Source organism: Borreliella americana (genome assembly GCF_032595795.2).
Taxonomy (GTDB): domain Bacteria; phylum Spirochaetota; class Spirochaetia; order Borreliales; family Borreliaceae; genus Borreliella; species Borreliella americana.
On sequence record NZ_CP132449.1, the window covers coordinates 127,487 to 148,982 of the forward strand.

Sequence of the window (21,496 nt, forward strand, 5' to 3'; positions counted from 1 at the left end):
TTCCCTAACTAAATTTTATGGGTTCTATTTTCTTTACAAAATATCTAAAATTAGTATTATTTATAACAAAATTAAGACTGTCCCCTTCTCTAGAATCAAGCAAATTTTCTCCAAAAGGCGATTTATATGAAATAATGCCTTCATCGGGGTTTGATTCCCAAGGTCCAAGTATTAAATAAGATTCATCTTTACCTGTAGCTTCATTTAAAATAACAACCTTAGTCCCAAAACCAACAACAGAACTTTGAAGATCCTTAGTATCTATAACTTTTGCATTCTCTATTTCCAACATTAAGGAATTTAATCTTTTTGTCAAAAACTGTTGTTTTTCTTTAGCAGAATGATATTCAGCATTTTCTTTTAAATCGCCAAGTTCACGAGCTTTTCCAATTTCTTTTGAATTTTCTGGAATTTCAACTTCTTTTAAATGCTTAAGCTCTTTTTGCTTTTTGTTCAAAGAACTTAATATGGTTAAAAATCCAATTTCCATTCTCTCGCCTGCAAGCTGCATCTTTTCATCTTCAAACTCAACCGAATCAAATAATTGCCTTATTATAGATTTAATCTCTAAAAGATCCTTTGGCGGAAAATCTTTTACATAAAAACAAGTCATATAAACCCTTTTTGCAAGCTCCTCATCTCTCACGACCTCTAAGACCGATTTAAGATATCCATCTTTAACTAAAAGATTAATTGCCATTTTATAAATTCTTTTACTTGCAACAGAATTATTTTTATTATTAATTTTGATAACACTATCTGTTAAAATTTTAATCAAATTGGATAAAAGATCCGAATCTGAATAACTCAACTCTATAGAATAAGTTTTACAATGCTTTAAAATCCAAATATAAGCATCTTTATAGATCTTATAATTTTTTATAACATAGTTAAATAATTTCTCCACTTCTCTGGGCTCTTCTTTGTAAAGCGATTCAACCAATCTCTTATTAACAGAATGAGGAAAAAGTTCTTTGTAGTATAAAATCCAATTGCTTAGTTCTTTTTTGATCAAAACAACTAATTCTTTTTTGATTTCTGCGTTCAAAATTGAATCAAAAAGATCCACTATCCCTTTTGGATATTCTTTTAAAAGAGATTCTAAATTAACATCTTTTTCTATATTAACTTTTGATGACAATTCTTCAGAAAAATTACCTAAAGATTTAAGAATAACGTAAGAACTTATAACATGATGATCAACCTTTGTAAAATTGTTAACATAAATTAAAAAATAATTAAGCATCTCTTCTTCAATATGCAAATCCTTAGCAATTCCCTTAACATTACAATAGTTTATAAATATCTCGTATCTTTTATAAAAATCTTTCTCAATCTTAAATTTATCATACATTTTTTCATTCAAATTGGAAGATCTCTCATTATATACATAACAATCAAGCTTGCCAGAATCCATAACAAAATGGGGATTATCCTTTAAAATTTGCTTTGCTTTCAAACTCCATGAATTCCAAGAACTTTGAGTCATCAAGCTTGGCACTAACTCTTTTTTTATTCCCTTTAAATCAATAGCTTTATAGCTTTTTATAATAACCTTTATAGCCCACTCAATATCTTTTTTTATTCTATCTGCAAGTTCCTCCCTAGGCGTTACGGCTTTTAATACTCTAATATCCTCTCTGCTAAGAGGAGACAAAGCCGACATAGCCATATCAAAACCAATAAAATGCCCTCTTTTGGAAACAAAATCAACAGTAATGCCATTATCATTTACATCTCTTACTATTCCAACAGACCAAGTCTGATGATAAACAAAATTACCTTTTGCAAAAAACAAATATTTTTCAAAATCTGAATATACATCAACAAAGTTCTTATCTAAGTTTTCAATATCAGACTTTACAAGATAGTCTTCAATATTTTTAACATCTTTATATCTTTCTCTTAAAAATTTAACCAAATTTTCTCTTGCCTTATGATTTTTGTTATCAAGCTTTAAAATACCTTTTAAAATTTCTATTGTCTCATCAACATTATCAGTCAAAGAATAATGATCAAATAAATCCTCATAAAGAACTATGGCCTTTTTAAATCCAAGATCTTTCTCAATTTTTTGCAAAATAAGCAAAAAAGAATCAAAATCATCCGAAACATAATGAATAAGCTTAGCCCATACTTCTCTGATTCCTGACATTTGTTTTTTATCAATAAAACGATAAATGGCTTTTCTAAAATAGAAAATTGATTTTTGCAAATCAATAGTTTCATAATAAGTAGCAAGTTGTCTAACAAACACAGTATCGTCAATATCTGCTTCAACAATTCTAGTCCAAATACTTGGAAGCTTCTCATTTTCATTGTTCTGAGCATATATTTTTGCAAGAGTATAAAGAGCATGCTTATTCTCAGAAATTAAAAGCATTTCATTGCATATATGCTCAACAAGAGCCCATTTTAAATTTTGAGAAAACAAATCAATAACGGCAAGCAAATTCATATCATTTAAAGGTCGCCTACTATATATAAGCATTCCAGAAATATAAAGACCTGCTATACTTTTTTTAACATCCTTTAAATGCCTGCCACAAATATCAAGAACATCCTCTGTTAACCCCTCATCAATTATATTATCTATCAAATCATCCAATTCTTTTATTTTGGCAAGAGAATAATTATTAACAACTATTCTTGTCCATTTATCTTCTTGTAAAATACTATCTAATTTCTCTATGGTAGTAACATTAGACATCAAACTCTCCTAATATCGATTTTTTAGCATCAAGCAACTAATTTACATACTGTTGATAAATACCTAGGTCTATTTCTTTTATGTATAACAAAATTTCATCAATACGTGCTCTATCTTCTTTTATCCTTACATAATGATCAATAAGCCAAAAATATTTATTAATAAGCCTTGGAAGCAATATGCTCTCATTTATTGATCTATAAGACTTTTCTTTAAGTTCATTGCGCAAACTGTAAACAGACTGCTTTAGCTGTCCAAGCTCTATAGGCCTTAACTCTCTTTTAATATTAAAAACACCATTAAGAGAGCCATAAACAGGAATCCATTCTTTTATAAGATCGTCTGAAATATTTCTGTCAGACTTAATAAGATCTATTAATCTTAAAATCATATCAGACTCAAGAGAATATATATCTATCTTTTGAGGATTAATAAAAAAAGCCTCTCTGAATAAGACTTTGGCTTCTTTAATTTCATCAATCAACGCATAAGAATCAGCAAGCTCTGCAACAACATCTGAGTTATCTTTAAAATCTCCCAATATTTGCAAAAAAACATTAATTGCTCTCTCGTAATTTCCCATACCTTTATAAGACTTAGCAATTTTTATTAAAAGGTCCAAATTTTCTGGATGCATTTTGTATATATTTTTATATATATAAAGACAGGTTTGAAACACAAAATATTTTATAGAATTGCGACCTTGCAAAAAATTACAACCCATCTTTTTCAAATATCGTCCTGCAAAATTATTCCACTCTCTTATTAAAAATTCTGCCTTTTCATAATCTTGCCCTATTCTATCAAGGCTTTCAACTTGACCATTCCAATACACAGAACTTTTCAAAGCTGTTAGAATTTCAATATTATCAAAATCAAGAGAATGAGCCTCTTCAGATTTTACTAAAGCTTCTTTGAAATTACCTTTCCTAAAATCTAAATAAATCTCTTTAATCAATTCAACGATTCTTTCTGATGACACATCCCCACCATTTTAAACAATATATACAAACCCCCGTTACACTTTATATAATTATATCATTTATCAATTTTTAGTCAAACAAGAAATTAAGGCAAAATAACAATATTTCATTTATTATTCTTTTAAAATAAAATCTTATATTATAATATTAAAAAGAAAATTGTGGAGTCAAATTCTAGCTATATGGAACCTAATAAAATTATCAATAAATCTATTTATTACTATAATTCAAAAAAATATTCACAGGCAATAAAACTCCTAGAAAAAGAAATTTTTTTCTACAAAAATTACTATTTGTATCACTATGTCTTGGGAATGTCTTATCTTCGTATTGGGAACCTTGGCAATGCTCAAACATATCTTAAAAAAGCTTATACTTTAAACCCGGGTGAATCAAATATAAAACAAGCTATTGCTATACTTTTAGTAAGCCAAGGCAAAGAAGAAAAAGCTATTCAGATATGGCTTAAAATGATAGAAGAAAATCAAGAAGTGGATCGATCAGAGCTGTCTCTTGAAATTATTCGAAAAAATCCTATCAAAGATTCTGCCTTTTTTAAAAATAGCAACCTATATGAAAAATTGTTTCCAACAATTAAAGCAATACCCGATAAAAATTCAACAAAGTTAATCATAATAATCATCATAGGAGGGATTGTATTTATTTCAATGTTAGCAATCTATTTTGTTTTTTATGAACAAAAAACAAAAACATCCGCAAATCTAAAAACAGAAATAAACAAAAATTTAAACAATATTGCTGCTTACATTGATGACATTAAAATAAATAACAAAGAAAAAATAAAAAATGAAGAAGGTCAATTCATATTAATACTAACCAGCGACGAAATTAAAAATTCTTTCGAAAAAATCAAAATTTATTTAAAAAAGGGAAAAGATAATTTTGCAAGAGTAGAAATAAATAAAATATTAAATTCAAATGCATCAGAATCAATAAAACTAAAAGCCAAAAATCTTGCAAGTTTTATATCAAGACCAGATTTCATTAGCTTTAATGAACATCTAAACCTAAAAGATATTAAAAAAGATCCATCAATATATTCAAACGTGTATGTAAAATGGGAAGGAGTAGTAAATAATATCGAAAAAAAAGATAACATAATTCAATTTGACTTCTATGTAGGATACAATAAAAATGTACTCTCAGGAATTATCCCAACAAAAACAACCTTTGATATTGATATTGATTTTAAAGACAATGTTGAAATACTTGGACAAATAGAATACAAAAAGAACAAACTTACCTTAAATGCAATAACAATTAGAAAGATAGATAAAAATGCAAATTAATCCTAATGTCTTTGCCAAAATTCCAAAAAATAATTAACATTTAAAATTAAAAAGGGGTGCACAGTAATTTTTCATTACATTTGATAAGATTTATTGATTCTTCAAAAGAAAGCAGTAATTCTTCCTTTTTTGTCAAGTCCCTTACTTTCATTTTATTTTCTTTATATTCTTCTTGGCCAACAAAAATTAAAAATCTTATTTCTTTGCTTAAAGCATATTCTATTTGCTCTTTAATATTTTTACCATTTTTATTTTTAAAATAGACTTCACAAGAAATATTTTTAACCTTAGAATAATCATGATTTCTAAACCTAGTAGCAAGTTCATAATAATAATTTTGCAAAGCACTATCTAAATTTACAATCAAAACTTTAGATCTAGCCTTAGTTACAAATATTTTAACATAACTAAACTTTTCAAGATCAATTATATCCTTTATTCTGTCAACACCAAAAGATCCCCCAACACCCGAAACTTTTTGAATAGAGTTTGAGAACGAAGAAACCAAATTATCATATCTTCCCCCACTGCAAACACTACCCATATTACTACCAAACACCTCAGATTCAAAAACAATCCCTGTATAATAATCAAGCCCACGCGATATTTTAAGATTCAAGTTAAAAGAATCTTGAATTTTTAATAAACTAAGATGCTGAAAAACATCTTCCACTCTCTTGATAGACTCATTATCGCCTAAAATACTTTTTAAAGCTTGTATTTTATCTTTAAAAGTCCCTTGCAAGCTCACTAAATTTAAGATTGAATCTACTGCTTCTTTTTCAATCTCAAGAAGCAGCGCTTCTTTAACCTTATCAATTCCTATTTTATCTATTTTGTCAATATTTCTTAAAATAAAAATAGATTTTTCTTTAAGTCCTAATTTTTCAAAAAAAGAATTTAATATGCCAAGATGAGAATAATGGATAATAAATTTTTTATTAATACCTTCTATAAAATTCAAAAAAATCTCTTCAAGTCCATAATATACAACAGAAAGAATCTCGGCATCACCCCTAAAACTGTCCTCTCCAACTATATCAAAGTCGAATTGCATAAATTCCCTGTATCTACCCTTTTGAGAATTTTCTCCTCTGAAAACTTTTCCAAATTGAGAACGTCTGAAAGGAAATTTTAAAGCAGAAATATTTGTAGCAACAAATCTGGCAAAAGGAACAGTCAAATCAAATCGCATGGAAACATCTCTGCCTCCATTATCCTTAAACCTATAAATTTGCTTTTCGGTCTCATCCCCACTCTTTTTTAAAAGCAAATCTGAATATTCAAGAACTGGAGTATCTATTAAGTCAAAATTATAAGAACTAAGAATGCTAAATATCTGCCTAACAATATGAATTCGAATCAAAGAATCCTTAGGTAAATAATCTTTAAAGCCTTTTAAAGTTTTAATATCCATTATATTATACCCTCTGTTATATCGTAATTTACTTTTTCAGAATATAATAACATATAATAATATAGATGCAAAAAAAAATGAATAATTTTTTATTTCATACAGCCATAAAATAATTTAAGAGGTCCAAAATTCATGACCAAAAGAATACCTAATAACAATTATCGAGTAAAAACAATATTAACAATCTTCTTAGGCATAACTTTATTAACAATTTACAAGTATTTCACACTAATGGTTTTTAATAACAGCCCAGACAACATAATATCTTTAAAGTCAAATGATATTACCAGAAGAGGAACAATTTATGATAGAAATGGCAAACCAATAGCATTCTCTTCAAAGTCCTACTCAATAGGAACAAATCCTCAAAAAATAGAAAATATTGTAAGCACAGCAGAAACTCTTGGCGCAATACTTCAAATTGATTCAAGAATTTTAAAGGAAAAGCTTTCTTCCAATAAAGGTTTTTTATATATAAAAAGAAAAATAAAAAGGGAAGAATCAGATTTAATAAAAAGAATTCAAGCTGAAGGCAGACTTTCAAATATTACTTTATATCCCGATTATACAAGAATTTATCCCTTTAGACATACCACAAGTAATATTACTGGCTTTGTAGGAACAGATAATCTTGGCCTTGAAGGTATCGAATTTTCTCTAAATAGCATATTAGGAAAAGATAAAACCAAACAACAATTTTTAAATCAAGAGTTAGAAACAAACAACATCTACTTAACAATAGACATGGACATACAACAAGGTGTTAGCAAAATAGCTAAAAAATACTTTAAAGAAAATAATCCTGAAAGTTTAATTACTTTGGTAATGAACTCCCAAAATGGAGAAATATTGTCCATGGTTCAATTTCCTCAATATGATGCGAACTTTTATTCTGAATATCCTGAAGAAATACGAAAAAACTTTTCTTCATCTCTAACCTATGAGCCTGGAAGCATTAATAAAATTTTTACAGTTGCAATAATATTAGAAAGTGGAAAATTAAATTTGGAAGAAAAATTTTTAGATAATGGAATATATCAAAAACAATTTCCATCAGGAGAAAAAATTACAATCAAAACATTAAATCCTCCCTATAAGTATATCGACTCTACAGAGATTTTAATTTATTCATCAAATGTTGGAATAGCTTACATTACTGAAAAAGTTAGCAATGAATACTTTTACAAAAAACTTTTGGATTTTGGATTTGGGGAAAAAGTTGGATTTCCATTTCCCGGAGAAACAAAAGGACTGTTGAATCATTATTCAAAATGGTCAGGACGAAGTAAAGTTACAATTGGATTTGGACAAGAAATAGGGGTATCAGCGGTTCAAATATTACAAGCTGCAAGCATACTCAGCAATAATGGAATAATGTTAAAACCTAGAATAATAAAAAAAATAAGCAACGATAAAGGAGAAAATATTAAAGAATTTGATAAAGAAGAAATAAGAAAAGTAATATCCAAAAATTCAGCACAAAAAGTTTTAAAAATGATGCGAGAAGTTGTAAATAAAGGTGGAATTCCAAATCTTAAGATTAAAAATCTTGACATTTCTGCAAAAAGCGGAACATCTCAAGCTATTGATAGAAAAACAGGTAAATACTCAGAAGAAGATTATACCTCATCTATATTAGCAATATACCCCACAGAACAACCAAAATATATTATTTATATTGTATACAGATACCCAAAAAAAATAATATACGGAACAAGAATAGCGGCCCCAATGGCAAAAGAAATAATAGAATTTATTGAACACCAACAAAATACAATCGCATATAAAAAAATTAAAATGCCATCAAAAATCAAGATCCCTAAAACTGAAACCAATTATGAAAACAAAACATACTTGCCAAATTTTATCAACCTTTCCAAAAGAGAAGCAATAGACATACTAAAATATTATAAAAATACTATGAAATTAAAAATAAATGGAAACGGATTTGTTTACAAGCAAAGCATACCCCCCAATACAAAATTGGAAGATATATCAGAACTTGAACTGTATTTAAAATAATTGGGGTTAATTAAATAAATAAATTTTTAATTTCATTTTTATAAAAATTTAAAATATAGCTTCGCTTAATGTCCATTTTAATAGACATTTCTTTACCAACTTCAAATGGTTTTTCTAAAAGAGTAAACTTTAATATCTGCTCAAAAGGCTTAAATCCATTAGCTTTATTGATTAATTTTTTTATTTCATCATTTATGGCCTTAAGAACAATATTATTTGCAATAATTTGACGCCTATTATTGGCATCAAAAATTTTTTGCCCAACACTTTCTAGATATTTATTTATTTCTTCAAAATTTGGAAGAATAAGAGCGCCTAAGAATTTTTGATCTTGACCTACAACAACCGCTTTTTCTATTAATGCTGATTCTTCAAGCTTAATCTCAATTGGAGCAGGCTCAACATTCTCTCCATTGTTCAAAACAATTGTATCTTTTTCTCGACCAATAATTTGAACAACATTATCCTTAGATAATTTTGCAATGTCACCTGTGTTTAAAAACCCATCAGGACCAATAATCCTACAAGTTGCTTCTTTATCCTTGTAATATCCAAGCATTACTTGGGGTCCTTTTACAAATAAAATTCCCTTTCCAGGTTTTTTAAGTTTATTCCCATCGGAATCTCTAATCTCAGCAACAGTTCCAGGCAAAATTTTACCACAAGTTCCAATAATCACTTTTTTATGCTTATTAGAAGCCACTCCGGGTGAAGTTTCTGTCAATCCATAAGCATTGGCAAGTTCAATGCCAATTGAATTAAAAAATCTAACAGCAGGCAACGGCATACTCCCACCACCAGTAATCCCAACAACAAAATTATTACCCAAGATCTTATTTATTTTATTAAAAATTAAAATATTCCCCAAGGCTTTAAAAGGAAATAAGCAGATTAATCCAAATATTCCTAAAATTTTCTTTATAGGGAAAAATAAACTTAATCCGTTGTCTGGATAAAGCCCCATTACAACCCTATAGCAAATATCACTAAGAAGTGCTGATTTTACAAAAAAATGAAAAATCATTCTAGAAATAAACGGTTTTTTAGAAACTTCTTTGTAAATATTTTGTCTTATTGCAATCCAAAGCCTAGGAACAGCTGCAATATAATGAGGATTAATATTTTTAATATCATCAAGCATTGCCCTTGGAACAATGGTAGAAAACAAACAAACCATACCCTTGAGAAAAATATTGTAAGAAAAAGATCTTTGAAAGGAATGCCAAATTGGCAAAATGCACATAAATATTTGTCCCACCTGCGTATCAACCATTAAACTAAAGCTAGAAACCTGATAAAGAAGGTTAGCATGGCTGAGCATTACCCCCTTTGGATGGCCTGTTGTTCCAGAAGTATATATTATTGTTGCCATATCATTAGCATCAACTTTACTTGCAATCTCAATAATTTCCGAATCTTTTCTTAAGTTATCTCCAAATGAAATACAATCACTATAAGTATAAATTTCAAAATCACTATATTTTAGTTTATCTTCTTGGTTTAAATTTTCAATAATAATAAATATTGGCTTTACTGTAAATTTAATTTGAACAAACATATTAAGAAGATTTAAATTTTCTAAAACAACTATACTTGGAAGAACGGAGTTAAAAATAATTTCGGCTTCAAAAAGAGTAACATCAGAACCCTTTGGAATATCAACAGCACCTAAAGATAAAATTGCAAAATCTATCACGGTCCACTCGGCTCTATTTTCAGAGCAAATAAATATTTTATCTTGATGCTTAACATTGATTGACTTTAAAAAGGAAGCAAGCTTTAAAACATTGTTTTTTAAGTCGCCATAAGTAACATGGGCATATCCATTGCAAACTTTATATATTTGAGCAATCTTATCTTTTTGTTGATCAGCCACCTCAAAGAATGCCTTTGCTATTGACATATAATCCTCCTTTTAACAAAGTTAACATGGTTTATTATATCATTATTAACCATAAATTCATAAAGATTATTTATAAAGCCCCCTGCTGTAAAAAGCATACAGAAAGTAAATAAAAATAAAAACCTAAAAAATCAAAACAAAGTTTGAAAAAATATTTAATAAAAAAATAATTGAAAATCTAAAAGTAAATTTCAATTTTAATATTTTAGCAAGTAATATTTTTTTCTCAAAATGCCTAAAACATTAAATGTTATTCAATTATTTTCACAAACATAAAAATAGTGTTTAGGATCTATTTTATTACCTTTAAAACAATCAAGCACTCTTTCTAAAAAATCTCTTTATTTTTTCCTTCATAAATACAAGAAATATAATTTTCACAGTCTTTAAAATAATATTTATCTGATCATATTTATCTGATTTTGCTTGAATACAATGAATAAGCTTATAAAATATATTGACCCTGACCTTAATAAAAGAATAAAAAGAAAAAATTTCTGTAACTCTATTAAAATAAAATGGTACAATTTATTCTGTAATAAAAACTTATCACTATTTATCATTTAAAACAAAATGTCCACAGGCCCATAAACATAAATTTGATCGCCTATCTACAATATTCTAGGAATTTTTGAAATATTACAATCTTCCACTTCTCGTATTAAGAACTTTTAAAAAATCATTAACTACTCCATTATTAACCAAAGCAGTAAATAAAATTTTACCCTTAAGAATTAATTTCTCAAAACAAAAAAATTAATCCCCTCTGTAGGGTAAGAACTATTCAAATCATCCACAATATCCTTTAATCGATTAACAATAAATTGATTAGAAGTATAAATAATCAAAATAAAATTTTCTTCAGGCCAAACGCCATTACCTTGTTTCTCCCCCTTCTTGCCTTTTCCATAAACATTTCCTATCTTAGAATAATATATGGGCTCTCCTAACTCTTGCTCTATTTTTTCTATACATTCAAAAACATCAAGCTCTAAAGATAAGTTGGAAACTATTTCAATCCTATACTTATAAAATTCAGTCATATCATTCCCCATCTTCTTCAAATAAATTATCATAATTACTTTTAGCTGAATTATTAATTTTGAATGATTTTTCAACATCCACATTGGACGCCACTCTTTTTAACCTAGATTTGTAACTTGAAACAATGTTGGAAAAAATTTCAAAAAGCATAGGAATAAAAAACAAAGTAAGAAATGTGCTGGCTGTCATTCCACCAATAAAAGTAAATGCAATTGGCTTTAGAAGTTCATTTCCACTCCCACTAGAAAATGCCATTGGAATAAGCCCTATTATTGAGGTCAAAGAAGACATTAAAATTGGTCTAAGCCTTGAACGACAAGATTCAATAATTGCTTCTCTTAGGTCAAACCCTCTCTTGATCAATAAACCAGTATAATCTATAAGAACAATTCCCGTATTTACCACAACACCAACAAGCATAAGCATACCAATTGCAGCAAAAATAGAAAGTTTTTCTCCTGCAAGAAAATGTATAAGTACAACCCCTATTGCCGTTAAAGGAATTGTAAAAATAATAATAAAAGGTTTTAAAAAGGATTCAAATTGAGAAGCCATAATACCAAACACAACAATAACAGCCATCATAATAATTATTTTAAACTGATCCATGATATTTGAAAATTCATTATATTCTCCCTCAACCTTAAGAGTTATGCCTTCTTTATGGGGTACCTTATTATTAATAAAATCTACAACTTTTGCAGTTACTTGGGTTAAATTATCATTTGGAGAAATACCCGCATTAAGATAAATAGTTAAAGCTTGATTTTCTCTGTAAATAGATTCCGCTTTATTGGTTTTTTCAAAGGTAGCTATTGATGAAAAAGGAATTTTAACTCCAGATGAATTTGTAATAAATATTTTTTCTAAATCTTTTAAATTTTTAACATCCATTCTATCAAGCTTAAGAACAATATCATAATTAAGTCCATTCTCTACATATTGCCCAGCAACAACACCATTAATATTGGCTTTCAACTCATTTAAAATGGTATTCATGTCAACACCATAATTATAAGCTAGCGATCTGTCTATCTCAACACCAATTTGAAGTTGGAAATCACTTATGCTAAGCCTTGGATTTACAAGTTCAGGAATTTCCTTTTTTAACATAGAAATTAAAATTTTTCCATAATCTTTTATATATTCAAAATCATTGGCCGAAATTTTAATTCTAATAGAATCTCCACTGCCTAAAGAATTTTCACTGGAAGGCTCAATATTAAATTCAGGATAAAGATTTCCAATACGATTCATAATTTTATATTTAATAGAATCGTAATCTACGTTTTGAGTTAACTTATCTCTTGATTCTTCTTTAAGAGGAAACAATACGTTGAAAGTTATTCTATCAGCACGCAAAGTAGCAATAATACTTTTATATCCTTTAGCTTCACTTTTTACAATTTCTAAAAATCTATTAGAATAAAATTTTGCATATTCCAAATTAGTTTTATGGGGAAAATTTAAATTAATAGTAATTGAGTTCTCTTTACCTCTAGCAAAAGTTGTCACATCTAACAACAATCCTAAAAGCAAGCTGCCAATAAAACTAAAAAAAACAATCAACCCAAAAATCAATTTGTGATTTAAAACTATATTTAATAAATTTATATACAAAAACTCTAAAAAATAATAAATACTAGCAAAAAAGGCATCGATTTTCCTAATAAAAGCATTCTTAATATTCTTTTGAAAACTTGTGTATAAACCGACATAGTGGCTTGATAAAACAGGAACCAAAAAAATCGCAACTAAAAGAGAAACGCCTAAGGAAATAACAATCGTAAATGTAAAGTCTTTGAAAAAATCTCCATATACCCCAAGTTCTGATTTGAAAATAAGAAATGGCCCAAAAACACAAATAGAAGTAAAAGTTGAGGATGTAATAGGCAGCATCATCTCCTGAGCTCCGAGAATAGAAGATGAAATAAGCTTTGCTCCTTTTTGCCTATACTTGTATATGTTATCTATTACAACAATTGAACAGTCAACAACCATTCCAATCCCAAGTGCAAGACCCGCAAGACTCATAATATTAAGAGAAATATTTACAAAATACATTAAACAAAAGGTCAAAACAATTGCTATTGGAATAGAAATTCCAATAATTATTGTGGCCCTAAAGCTTCTTAAAAAGAAAAAAATAACAAATATTGCAAGCATAGCCCCAAAATAGGCTGAATTTACTACCGTTGAAATGGACGCTTTAATAAAATCAGTACTATCAGAAGCAATCTCCAATTTCATATCTTTAGGCATAGATAATTTCAATTTTTCTATTTCATTCATAACAACTTTAGAAACTGCAATAGAATTGGCATCACTACGTTTTTGCACCGACAAAGAAATTGAGGGCAACCCATTATACTCAACATATTCTGACAAATCTTCAAAATCGGTTTTAATATTAGCAATGTCTTTGAGTTTTATCTCAATAGGAGATGAATTTATACCGAAAGAAATGTCGGGCATCTTATAAGCTATGACTACATTACCTATCTCTTCAATTGATTTAAATTTTCCAGAAACTTCAACCAAATATTCTAAGTTGTTCTCCAATATATTACCAGCTGAAAGTTCCAAATTTTGAGACGCTATAATTGAAGATATTCTTGATAAAGAAAGACCATAAGACTCCAATCTGTTTTGAGAAACTTCAATTAAAACTCGCTTTTTACTTCCCCCATTAACAGTAACAATTGCAACTCCATCAAGCCTTTCAAGCCCAGGCTTAATGATTTCATCAGCATATCTTTTAAGCTCAGAAACTGGCCTTACAGAATTAATAACAATTTCCATTACAGGAATATTTTTAAGATTGTATCTAAAAATTCTAGGGGTCTGTGATTTGCTGGGCAATGAAGATTTTACCAATTCAAGAGCATCTCGAATTTCATTTAAAACCAAATCCAAATCAGTTCCATGATAAAATTCAAGTGAAACGGTGCTACTTTCTTTAGAAGAAGTACTATATATATTTTTTAAATTCTTTACCGAACTCAAGCCACTCTCAAGAACTCTAGAAACGCTCTCTTCAACTTCTCTGGGAGAAGCGCCAGGATAACTAGTGTAAATACTTATTTGGGGAATATCAATTCCCGGCAAAAGGTCTACTTTTAACCTTGAAAAGGTGTACAAACTTATCATCAATAACAATGAAAATAAAATCAACATTGTTATTGGTTTGCCAACTATTCTCTTTACCAACATAACACATCCCCCAACAAATTAAATATTGCTTTCGACTGAAAGACCTTCTTTAGTATCTACCAAATTTATTAGAGTTCCATTAGAAAGAGCAGACATACCTTCTACTACAATTAAATCATTCTCTTCAACCTCACCCGAAAGAGCTACAATGTTGTCTATTTCAAAAAGTACTGTAATGGGTAACATTTGAACACTCTTGCTCTCTAAATCAAGCTTAAATACAAATTTCTTGCCCTCTCTCTCAACAACAGCCTCTCTTGGAATCTTAATTACATCTTTAAATCGCTTAGTAATAAGTTTAATTTTAGAAAACATCCCAATAATAAGTTTATCCAAATTACTGCCAATAGGGGTAAGATATACTTCGATAGTTCGACTTTTAGAATCTAAAATGGGAGATATTTCTGAAACTTTAGCTTTAAACTTTTCATTAGGATAAGCACCAACCTCAATAATAGCATCATTTCCAACTTTAATATTTGAAATGTATTTCTCAGACACATAGGTTAAAATTTGCTTTGTATCTATCCTTCCTACTACTGCTATGTTGGATTGAGGATTAACTGTTTCACCAATTTTTTTTGTAATATTTAAAATATATCCTGATATTGGAGCTCTTACAGGACTTTTCAAATATACAGAACCAGGCCTTGAAGGATCAAGAATTGCAACTATTTGTCCCTGTTGAACATAGGCTCCAAGCTTTATTCTCAAAGAAGTTATTTTGCCCACAGCATCTGGAAAAATATCTGCCTTAACTTTTGTATCTACATCTCCATTTAAAGACAAATAATCACTCAAGATTCCCTTTTTAACCTTCATAGCAATTACTGGAAATCTATAAGGACTTTCTTTCTCCTTATTAATATTTTTGTCATCTAGCTTGTTCTTATTCACACAAGCAACCAAGACTAAGAATAAAACTAAAAAATATCTTTTTAAATAAAAGTTAATATTAAAAATCAAATTCATCAAAATACCTCTTAGTCTAATGAATTTATTAAATTTTTATATTCAAGTATAGAATTGGCATAATTTAATTTATCTTCAATAAATTTCAAATCGCTCTGCTTATAAACAAGTTCAATATCATTCAATTTAGAAAGATCCATGACCCCGGAATTAAAAGCATTAAACGCCATTTGATAATTTTTATTCGCTAATTCCACATTAATTTTAGAAGCATCAAGAATTGCTTTATATCTTCTAATGTCCTTTCTTTTTTGCACAATACTAGATTTTAAATTCCTAATTTTACCTTCAACATTGTTTTGTAATATTTTTAGCTGATAGTTGTTATCTTGTATTTTTGTAAAACTCTTTGAAAATGGAAATAATTCAGTTAAACCATAATTTAAACTAAAGGATGCTAAAAATCCAGTTGAAAAACCCTTAGAATTTTCATGAAATGATTTATAAGGAGAGTAAGAAAATGACAAAGAAAGGCTTGGCAAATATGTATCTAACCAAAGCGAACCAATAAGCTGTTCGGTCATTTTTAAGCGCATATTTAAATCCTTAATTTCTAATGATTCATTAAAATTTAATGCCTCATTAAATAAAGAAAAATCTATTGTTTCGTCTGGCAATTCGCCAATAATTTCAAAATCTTGATCCGGATCTAATCCTATTAATAATTTGAAAATTTCTTTTGATTTTTCAAAATTAATAATCTGACCATCCAAATCTGGTTGAGATTTTTTATACTTAAGCTGCGCATCAAGAAAATCTATTTCTGATATTAGTCCATTATTATAAGCAATTCTAGCTTGTTCAAATTTAAGTTTACTATTTTGTATTTGACTCTCAAAAACCTTCAAAGTGCTCTTTAAAGCTATCAATTGATTGTAAGACTTGAGAACATTTAGCTTGATATTGCGAACAGCACCCTCCCTTTCTATTTTTGCACTTTCATACTCCAACATAACAAGTTGCATTCTCTTTAAAACAGAGGGGGACAAAGAAAGACTAATCCCAACTCCAAACCCAAAACCCCAATAATCTCTCTCAAGTTCACTCAGCACAGAAGAATTTCTACTAAGTGTAGAACTAAGGTTAACATTTGGAACAAAAACATTCCACGCATTATTTTTATAAAGTTTTTTTATATTTTCTTTGTAAAAAGCATTTTTTGAATCCAAGCTATTTTCTAAGGCCATATTTACAGCTTGTTTGGGTGATATTTTGATAATTTCAGCAAAAGAAAAAGAGACGGTCATAAAAATTAAAAAAATTTTTTTAATTTGAAGCCCCCTTATATTTAAAATCAAAACCTTAAAGTTATAAAAATTAACTAATATTTCAATTCATTTGATTAATTATTATAATGTTTATTATAATATAATATAATTCCAAGTATGAACATTTTTAAAATTTTATTTATCTTAAATTATACTCTTATTTTTTTAATAAAAATTTATCAAAACACTTTCTCTAAAATATTTGGGCTGCAATGCATATACAAACCTACTTGCTCAAAATATTCAATCGAATGCCTTAAAAAATACAATTTTTTAACGGCCTTAATATTAATGACACTAAGAATAATAAGATGTAATGCATTATTCAAAGGAGGAAAAGATTTTATCCCTAAATACAACCCTATTTTAGAATCCTTAAAAGAATTTAAAAAAAGATTAATCAAATAAGGTCTTATATTTTTCTGGAACCCACGTCTTTACAATCTCTTTATTCTTTTCAACAAATTCAACTGCATTGCGGTATTCTTTGCCTGGCTCTTTATCATTTTTATCCATTAAGGGCAATATTAAATCATCGCTCCAATAAAAATGATCAAAAACATAATATGCATCAAAATCATCATTTTCAAGACCAAGTCTAACAAGAGTATGCACGCTCTCAATTCCCCCCATAATTAAATCAGGATCATCAAGAAACTTAATATCATACCTAGAAAAAGCCCAATGGGGCTTCCATAAAGGAACTAAAATCCATTCGTTTCTCTTTATTGAAGAATCCAAACTTGCAAGCATAACGCTCTCGCTTGAAGGAACTAGCTCATACTCTTTACTTAATCCATAATAATCAAGCGCTTGTTCTGTAACAATCTGAGTTCCCGCACCAGCATCTATGCCAATCATTTTGTTTTTAAACTTGGCGCCCTTACCCTTAAGCTCACTAATGCTAGAAATTGGAACATAACTTGGCACCACAAAACCCTGAATGGTTCCTTCGTAATTTGCACCAAGATCAACAAACTTTGTTTTCAGTTTTTCATAATAAAATTTATCGGCTGTGGGAACCCAAGAAGATACCGTACCATCTACCTTTCCAGATGCTAAGTATTGATACATTATAGATGTAGTAACTGAAAATATTTCTGCATTGTAGCCCATTTTCTCAAAAACAACCTTTAATACATTTGTAGCTGCCGTTTCTCCACCCCAATTCACATATCCAATTTTTACCGATTTTAAATTCTTTGAACTCTTTTTTTCATCACAAGACAAAAAAGTAAGAAAAATACAAAAAATAATGAATAATTTATTCATAAAGAAATCTCCATTTCATAAAGTAATCTACAAAACTCAATAAACAATTTAGACATAAAATACTATCCGCTTATTTATTATATATTTCTAAAAATCTTTTAAATTTATTTTCTCTCTTTCCACCATAATGATCTGTGTTTAAATAGCTAAATTTAATAAAGATAGATTGCATAATCCTATCTAAAATAATAGCTATAATAACAACTGCTAATCCAGATATTAAACCCTCACCAAAATTTAATCTTTCTATAGAGTAGATCACAGTTCTGCCCAAACCAGACGATCCAACCATTGCAGCAATTACTATCATAGATATAGCCATCATTATTGACTGATTAATGCCTTCAATTATACTCTGAAGAGAAAGAGGAAGCTGAACTTGAAAAAGAATGCGCAAATTACTACTACCAAAGGACTTGGCGGCTTCTATTACTTCATCTGAAACTTGAACAATTCCCAGCCTTGTATATCTAATAACAGGGGGCATAGCAAAAACTATTGTAGCAAAAATAGCAGAAGCTGTACCCATTCCAAAAAAAGGAATAGCGGGAATCAAATAAATAAAAGGAGGCATGGCTTGCATTAAATCTAGAATAGGTTTTAAAAAAACATAAAACCTTGGGAAATATCCACCCAAAATACCTATAGGAATTCCTAAAATAACAGAGACTAATACAGAAACAAATATTATAGCTATTGTATCCATTGAAGCTTCCCAAAGATTAAAATACAAAATAAAAAAGAATCCGGGTGAAATTAAAAATATTAATCTCTTTTTTAAGAAAACAAAACTCAGTAAACATACGGTCAAAATAAAAAGAATTGGATTAACAAAAAGAAATAAATTTTTCAAATTTTCATATAAAAAAATTATACTTTTAGAAAAACCTACCCCTTCAGAAATTGAAAAATTATCAACCAAAAAATCAAAAAAATTATCTATTTTTAATATAAAAAAATCTTTATTCATAAATTCCTATCTTGATAATAAATAAGAGATTTCATTTAAACTAATATACCCGGCAATAGTTCCCTTTTCTTTTATTATTAAATAATCTTGCTTATTCAAATATTCAACAATTTTTTTTATCTCATCATTTAGATCTAAATCTAAAGATACAAGATTATCATACCTTTTATTAAGAACTTTGTCATACAAACTAAAATTTTCACCTTTACACTTAATAATAACATTTAAACCATTATCACTACCAGAGTTTAAATCAAAATCATCCTTTAAAATATCTTTTATTTTTAAAATATTTAAAACAGGTAAATTTTTAATAAAATCAGATATAAAATCTGTATTAGGATTGGCTAAAATTTCCAAAGGTTTACCAACCTGAATAATTTTTCCATCTCTCATAAAAGCAATTCTATGTCCCAATTTAAAAGCTTCATTTAAATCATGAGTAATAAACACAACTGTTTTTTTAAGTTTGGCCACCAACCTTAAAAGTTCTTCTTGCATTTCTCCCTTAATTAAAGGATCAAGTGCCGAAAAAGCTTCATCCATTAAAAGAATATCTGGATTAACCACTAATGCTCTTGCTATTCCAACTCTTTGCTTCATTCCTCCAGAAAGTTCATTAATATACTTATATTTTGAATCTTCAAGCCCCACAAGATTTAATACCTCAATAGCGCGCTCTTCTCTGATCTTCCTAGGAATACGTTTGACCTCAAGTCCATAAGTAACGTTTCTCAATACATTCATATGAGGAAAAAGTCCAAAGTTTTGAAAAACCATTGCAAATTTATCTTTTCTTAAATTAGAAAGATCTTTGCGATTTATAGCATTCATTTCCATATTATTTACCAAAATAGACCCTGAATCTATTTTATGAATACCATTTAAACACCTGACTAAAGTAGACTTGCCACAGCCCGACATACCCATAATAACTAAAATTTCATTTTCATAAACATCAAGATTAATATTAGCATTTGCAATAAAAATAGAAGATTCTTTGTAGATTTGCATTCTATCTTTGCCATCTTCATAGTCTTTTATAGCTTGACTTATCCGCTTTTTGTCAACATAATACGAAAATACTTTATAACAATCTTTAATTTTAACAGCAACCCTACTCAAAGCAAACTCCTCAATAAGCCTGCATTATACTTTATAACACATCATTATAAATTATACTAAAATTATTAAATTTTTACCGATCCAAAATAAAAAAACAAAAGATCCTTTAAAGGATCTTTTGTTAATAATTTGTACCAATTAAATTAGAATTTTATCTAAGCAATGACAAAACATATTGGGGAACTTGATTAGCCTGCGCAATCATTGCCATTGCGGATTGTGTTAAAATACTATTAGTTGTAGCAGCTACAACCTCATCTGTCATTGTAGCATCTTTTATTTGAGCATAAGATGCTTTTAGATTTTCAATTGCATAATCAGTACTATCCTTGATAGATTCAAGTCTATTTTGGAAAGCACCTAAATTTGCCCTTTGATCACTTATCATTCTAATAGCATTTTCTATTTTAGCAAGTGATGTATTAGCATCAACTGTAGTTGTAACATTAACAGGAGAATTAACTCCGCCCTGAGAAGGTGCTGTAGCAGGTGCTGGCTGTTGAGCTCCTTCCTGTTGAACACCTTCTTGAACAGGTGCAGCCTGAGCAGTTTGAGCTCCCTCACCAGAGAAAAGATTTGCAACATTAGCCGCATAAATATTTACAGCAATAGCTTCATCTTGGTTTGCTCCAACATGAACTCTTAAAGTCCAAGAAGCTTGAGACCCTGAAAGTGATGCTGGAGTGTTAATTTTTGCAGGTTGCATTCCAAGCTCTTCAGCTGTTCTTACATTTTGAGAAGCAGATTTGTTTGATAACATGTGCATTTGGTTATATTGAGCTTGATCAGCAATTCTATTAATTTCGTCTGTAAGTTGCTCTATTTCAATTTGTATAGAACCTCTGTCTGCATCTGAATATGTACCATTACCTGATTGAACTGCTAATTCTTTCATTCTTACTAAGACTTTTTCTACTTCATTCAAATTACCTTCTGTTGTCTGAATAAAATTGATAGCCTTTGAAGTATTTCTAGAAGCTTGTGACAAACCTCTTATTTGAGCATTAATCTTACCAGAAACTCCCATGCCAGCAGCATCATCAGAAGCTCGATTAATTCTGTACCCACTAGAAAGCTTTTCTTGAGTTTTACTAAGATTAGCAGCATTAATACCATTATTTCTTGAAGCATTAATAGCTGATGTATTATGATTTATAATCATATATCATTCCTCCATGATAAAATTTAGTTATTTATTTTTGGCAAATCCTTTTGCCTGTTAAAAAGAATAGCACAAAAATTTAAAAAAAAGAAACGCAAACGGCAATAGCATTAAAAATAATTGTT

General features: G+C 28.8%; 15 protein-coding genes. 3 read left to right on the top strand and 12 right to left on the bottom strand.

Annotated features, from left to right (window positions below; all coding sequences use genetic code 11):
• Positions 1-4: 4 nt before the first annotated feature.
• Entirely contained in the window at positions 5-2,710 is a 2,706-nt protein-coding gene (greA, locus tag QIA00_RS00650) for a transcription elongation factor GreA (protein WP_316256888.1), read from the bottom strand.
• A gap of 37 nt (positions 2,711-2,747) precedes the next feature.
• Entirely contained in the window at positions 2,748-3,692 is a 945-nt protein-coding gene (locus QIA00_RS00655; protein ID WP_316256889.1) for a tetratricopeptide repeat protein, read from the bottom strand.
• 183 nt (positions 3,693-3,875) lie between these two features.
• Between QIA00_RS00655 and QIA00_RS00660 the strand changes: the two genes are divergently transcribed.
• Entirely contained in the window at positions 3,876-5,003 is a 1,128-nt protein-coding gene (locus tag QIA00_RS00660; RefSeq protein ID WP_316256890.1) for a tetratricopeptide repeat protein, read from the top strand.
• Positions 5,004-5,049: 46 nt separating this feature from the next.
• Here QIA00_RS00660 and hisS read toward each other — a convergent pair whose 3' ends face one another.
• A complete protein-coding gene (gene hisS / locus QIA00_RS00665) occupies positions 5,050-6,420 on the bottom strand; it encodes a histidine--tRNA ligase (protein WP_316256891.1) in 1,371 nt (456 codons plus the stop codon).
• Positions 6,421-6,552: 132 nt separating this feature from the next.
• Here hisS and QIA00_RS00670 point away from each other — a divergent pair, with 132 nt between their 5' ends.
• On the top strand, positions 6,553-8,442 hold the full coding sequence (locus QIA00_RS00670; RefSeq protein WP_316256892.1) for a penicillin-binding protein: 1,890 nt from the start codon (positions 6,553-6,555) through the stop codon (positions 8,440-8,442).
• A 10-nt stretch (positions 8,443-8,452) separates the two neighbouring features.
• Here the strand turns inward: QIA00_RS00670 and QIA00_RS00675 are convergent, their stop codons facing one another.
• The 5 genes from QIA00_RS00675 to QIA00_RS00695 all read right to left on the bottom strand — a co-directional run bounded on the left by QIA00_RS00675 (position 8,453) and on the right by QIA00_RS00695 (position 16,821).
• The gene (locus QIA00_RS00675; RefSeq protein WP_316256893.1) at positions 8,453-10,345 is read right to left on the bottom strand and encodes a long-chain fatty acid--CoA ligase; all 1,893 of its coding nucleotides are present in this window, start codon (positions 10,343-10,345) and stop codon (positions 8,453-8,455) included.
• Between the two features lie 734 nt (positions 10,346-11,079).
• Positions 11,080-11,388, bottom strand: a complete 309-nt coding sequence (locus QIA00_RS00680; protein WP_316256894.1) for a PG0541 family transporter-associated protein — start codon at positions 11,386-11,388, stop codon at positions 11,080-11,082.
• A 1-nt stretch (position 11,389) separates the two neighbouring features.
• Positions 11,390-14,602, bottom strand: a complete 3,213-nt coding sequence (locus tag QIA00_RS00685; RefSeq protein WP_316256895.1) for an efflux RND transporter permease subunit — start codon at positions 14,600-14,602, stop codon at positions 11,390-11,392.
• 18 nt (positions 14,603-14,620) lie between these two features.
• Positions 14,621-15,574 carry an efflux RND transporter periplasmic adaptor subunit gene (locus QIA00_RS00690; protein ID WP_316256896.1) on the bottom strand — a complete coding sequence of 318 codons (954 nt, stop codon included), beginning with the start codon at positions 15,572-15,574 and terminating at the stop codon, positions 14,621-14,623.
• Between the two features lie 11 nt (positions 15,575-15,585).
• Complete coding sequence (locus tag QIA00_RS00695) at positions 15,586-16,821, bottom strand: TolC family protein (protein ID WP_316256897.1); 1,236 nt, start codon at positions 16,819-16,821, stop codon at positions 15,586-15,588.
• 138 nt (positions 16,822-16,959) lie between these two features.
• Between QIA00_RS00695 and yidD the strand changes: the two genes are divergently transcribed.
• Positions 16,960-17,250: a membrane protein insertion efficiency factor YidD gene (gene yidD, locus QIA00_RS00700; RefSeq protein WP_316256898.1), complete on the top strand. Its 291-nt coding sequence runs from the start codon at positions 16,960-16,962 to the stop codon at positions 17,248-17,250.
• Here yidD and QIA00_RS00705 read toward each other — a convergent pair.
• From QIA00_RS00705 to flaB, 4 genes are all read right to left on the bottom strand, one after another.
• On the bottom strand, positions 17,239-18,114 hold the full coding sequence (locus QIA00_RS00705; RefSeq protein WP_316256899.1) for a glycine betaine ABC transporter substrate-binding protein: 876 nt from the start codon (positions 18,112-18,114) through the stop codon (positions 17,239-17,241). The two genes, yidD and QIA00_RS00705, sit on opposite strands and share 12 nt — an antisense overlap.
• Before the next feature lie 70 nt (positions 18,115-18,184).
• Complete coding sequence (locus QIA00_RS00710; RefSeq protein WP_301426961.1) at positions 18,185-19,084, bottom strand: ABC transporter permease; 900 nt, start codon at positions 19,082-19,084, stop codon at positions 18,185-18,187.
• Positions 19,085-19,090: 6 nt separating this feature from the next.
• Entirely contained in the window at positions 19,091-20,209 is a 1,119-nt protein-coding gene (locus QIA00_RS00715; protein WP_316256901.1) for a glycine betaine/L-proline ABC transporter ATP-binding protein, read from the bottom strand.
• A gap of 151 nt (positions 20,210-20,360) precedes the next feature.
• A complete protein-coding gene (flaB, locus tag QIA00_RS00720; RefSeq protein ID WP_316256902.1) occupies positions 20,361-21,371 on the bottom strand; it encodes a flagellin FlaB in 1,011 nt (336 codons plus the stop codon).
• Between the last annotated feature and the right edge of the window lie 125 nt (positions 21,372-21,496).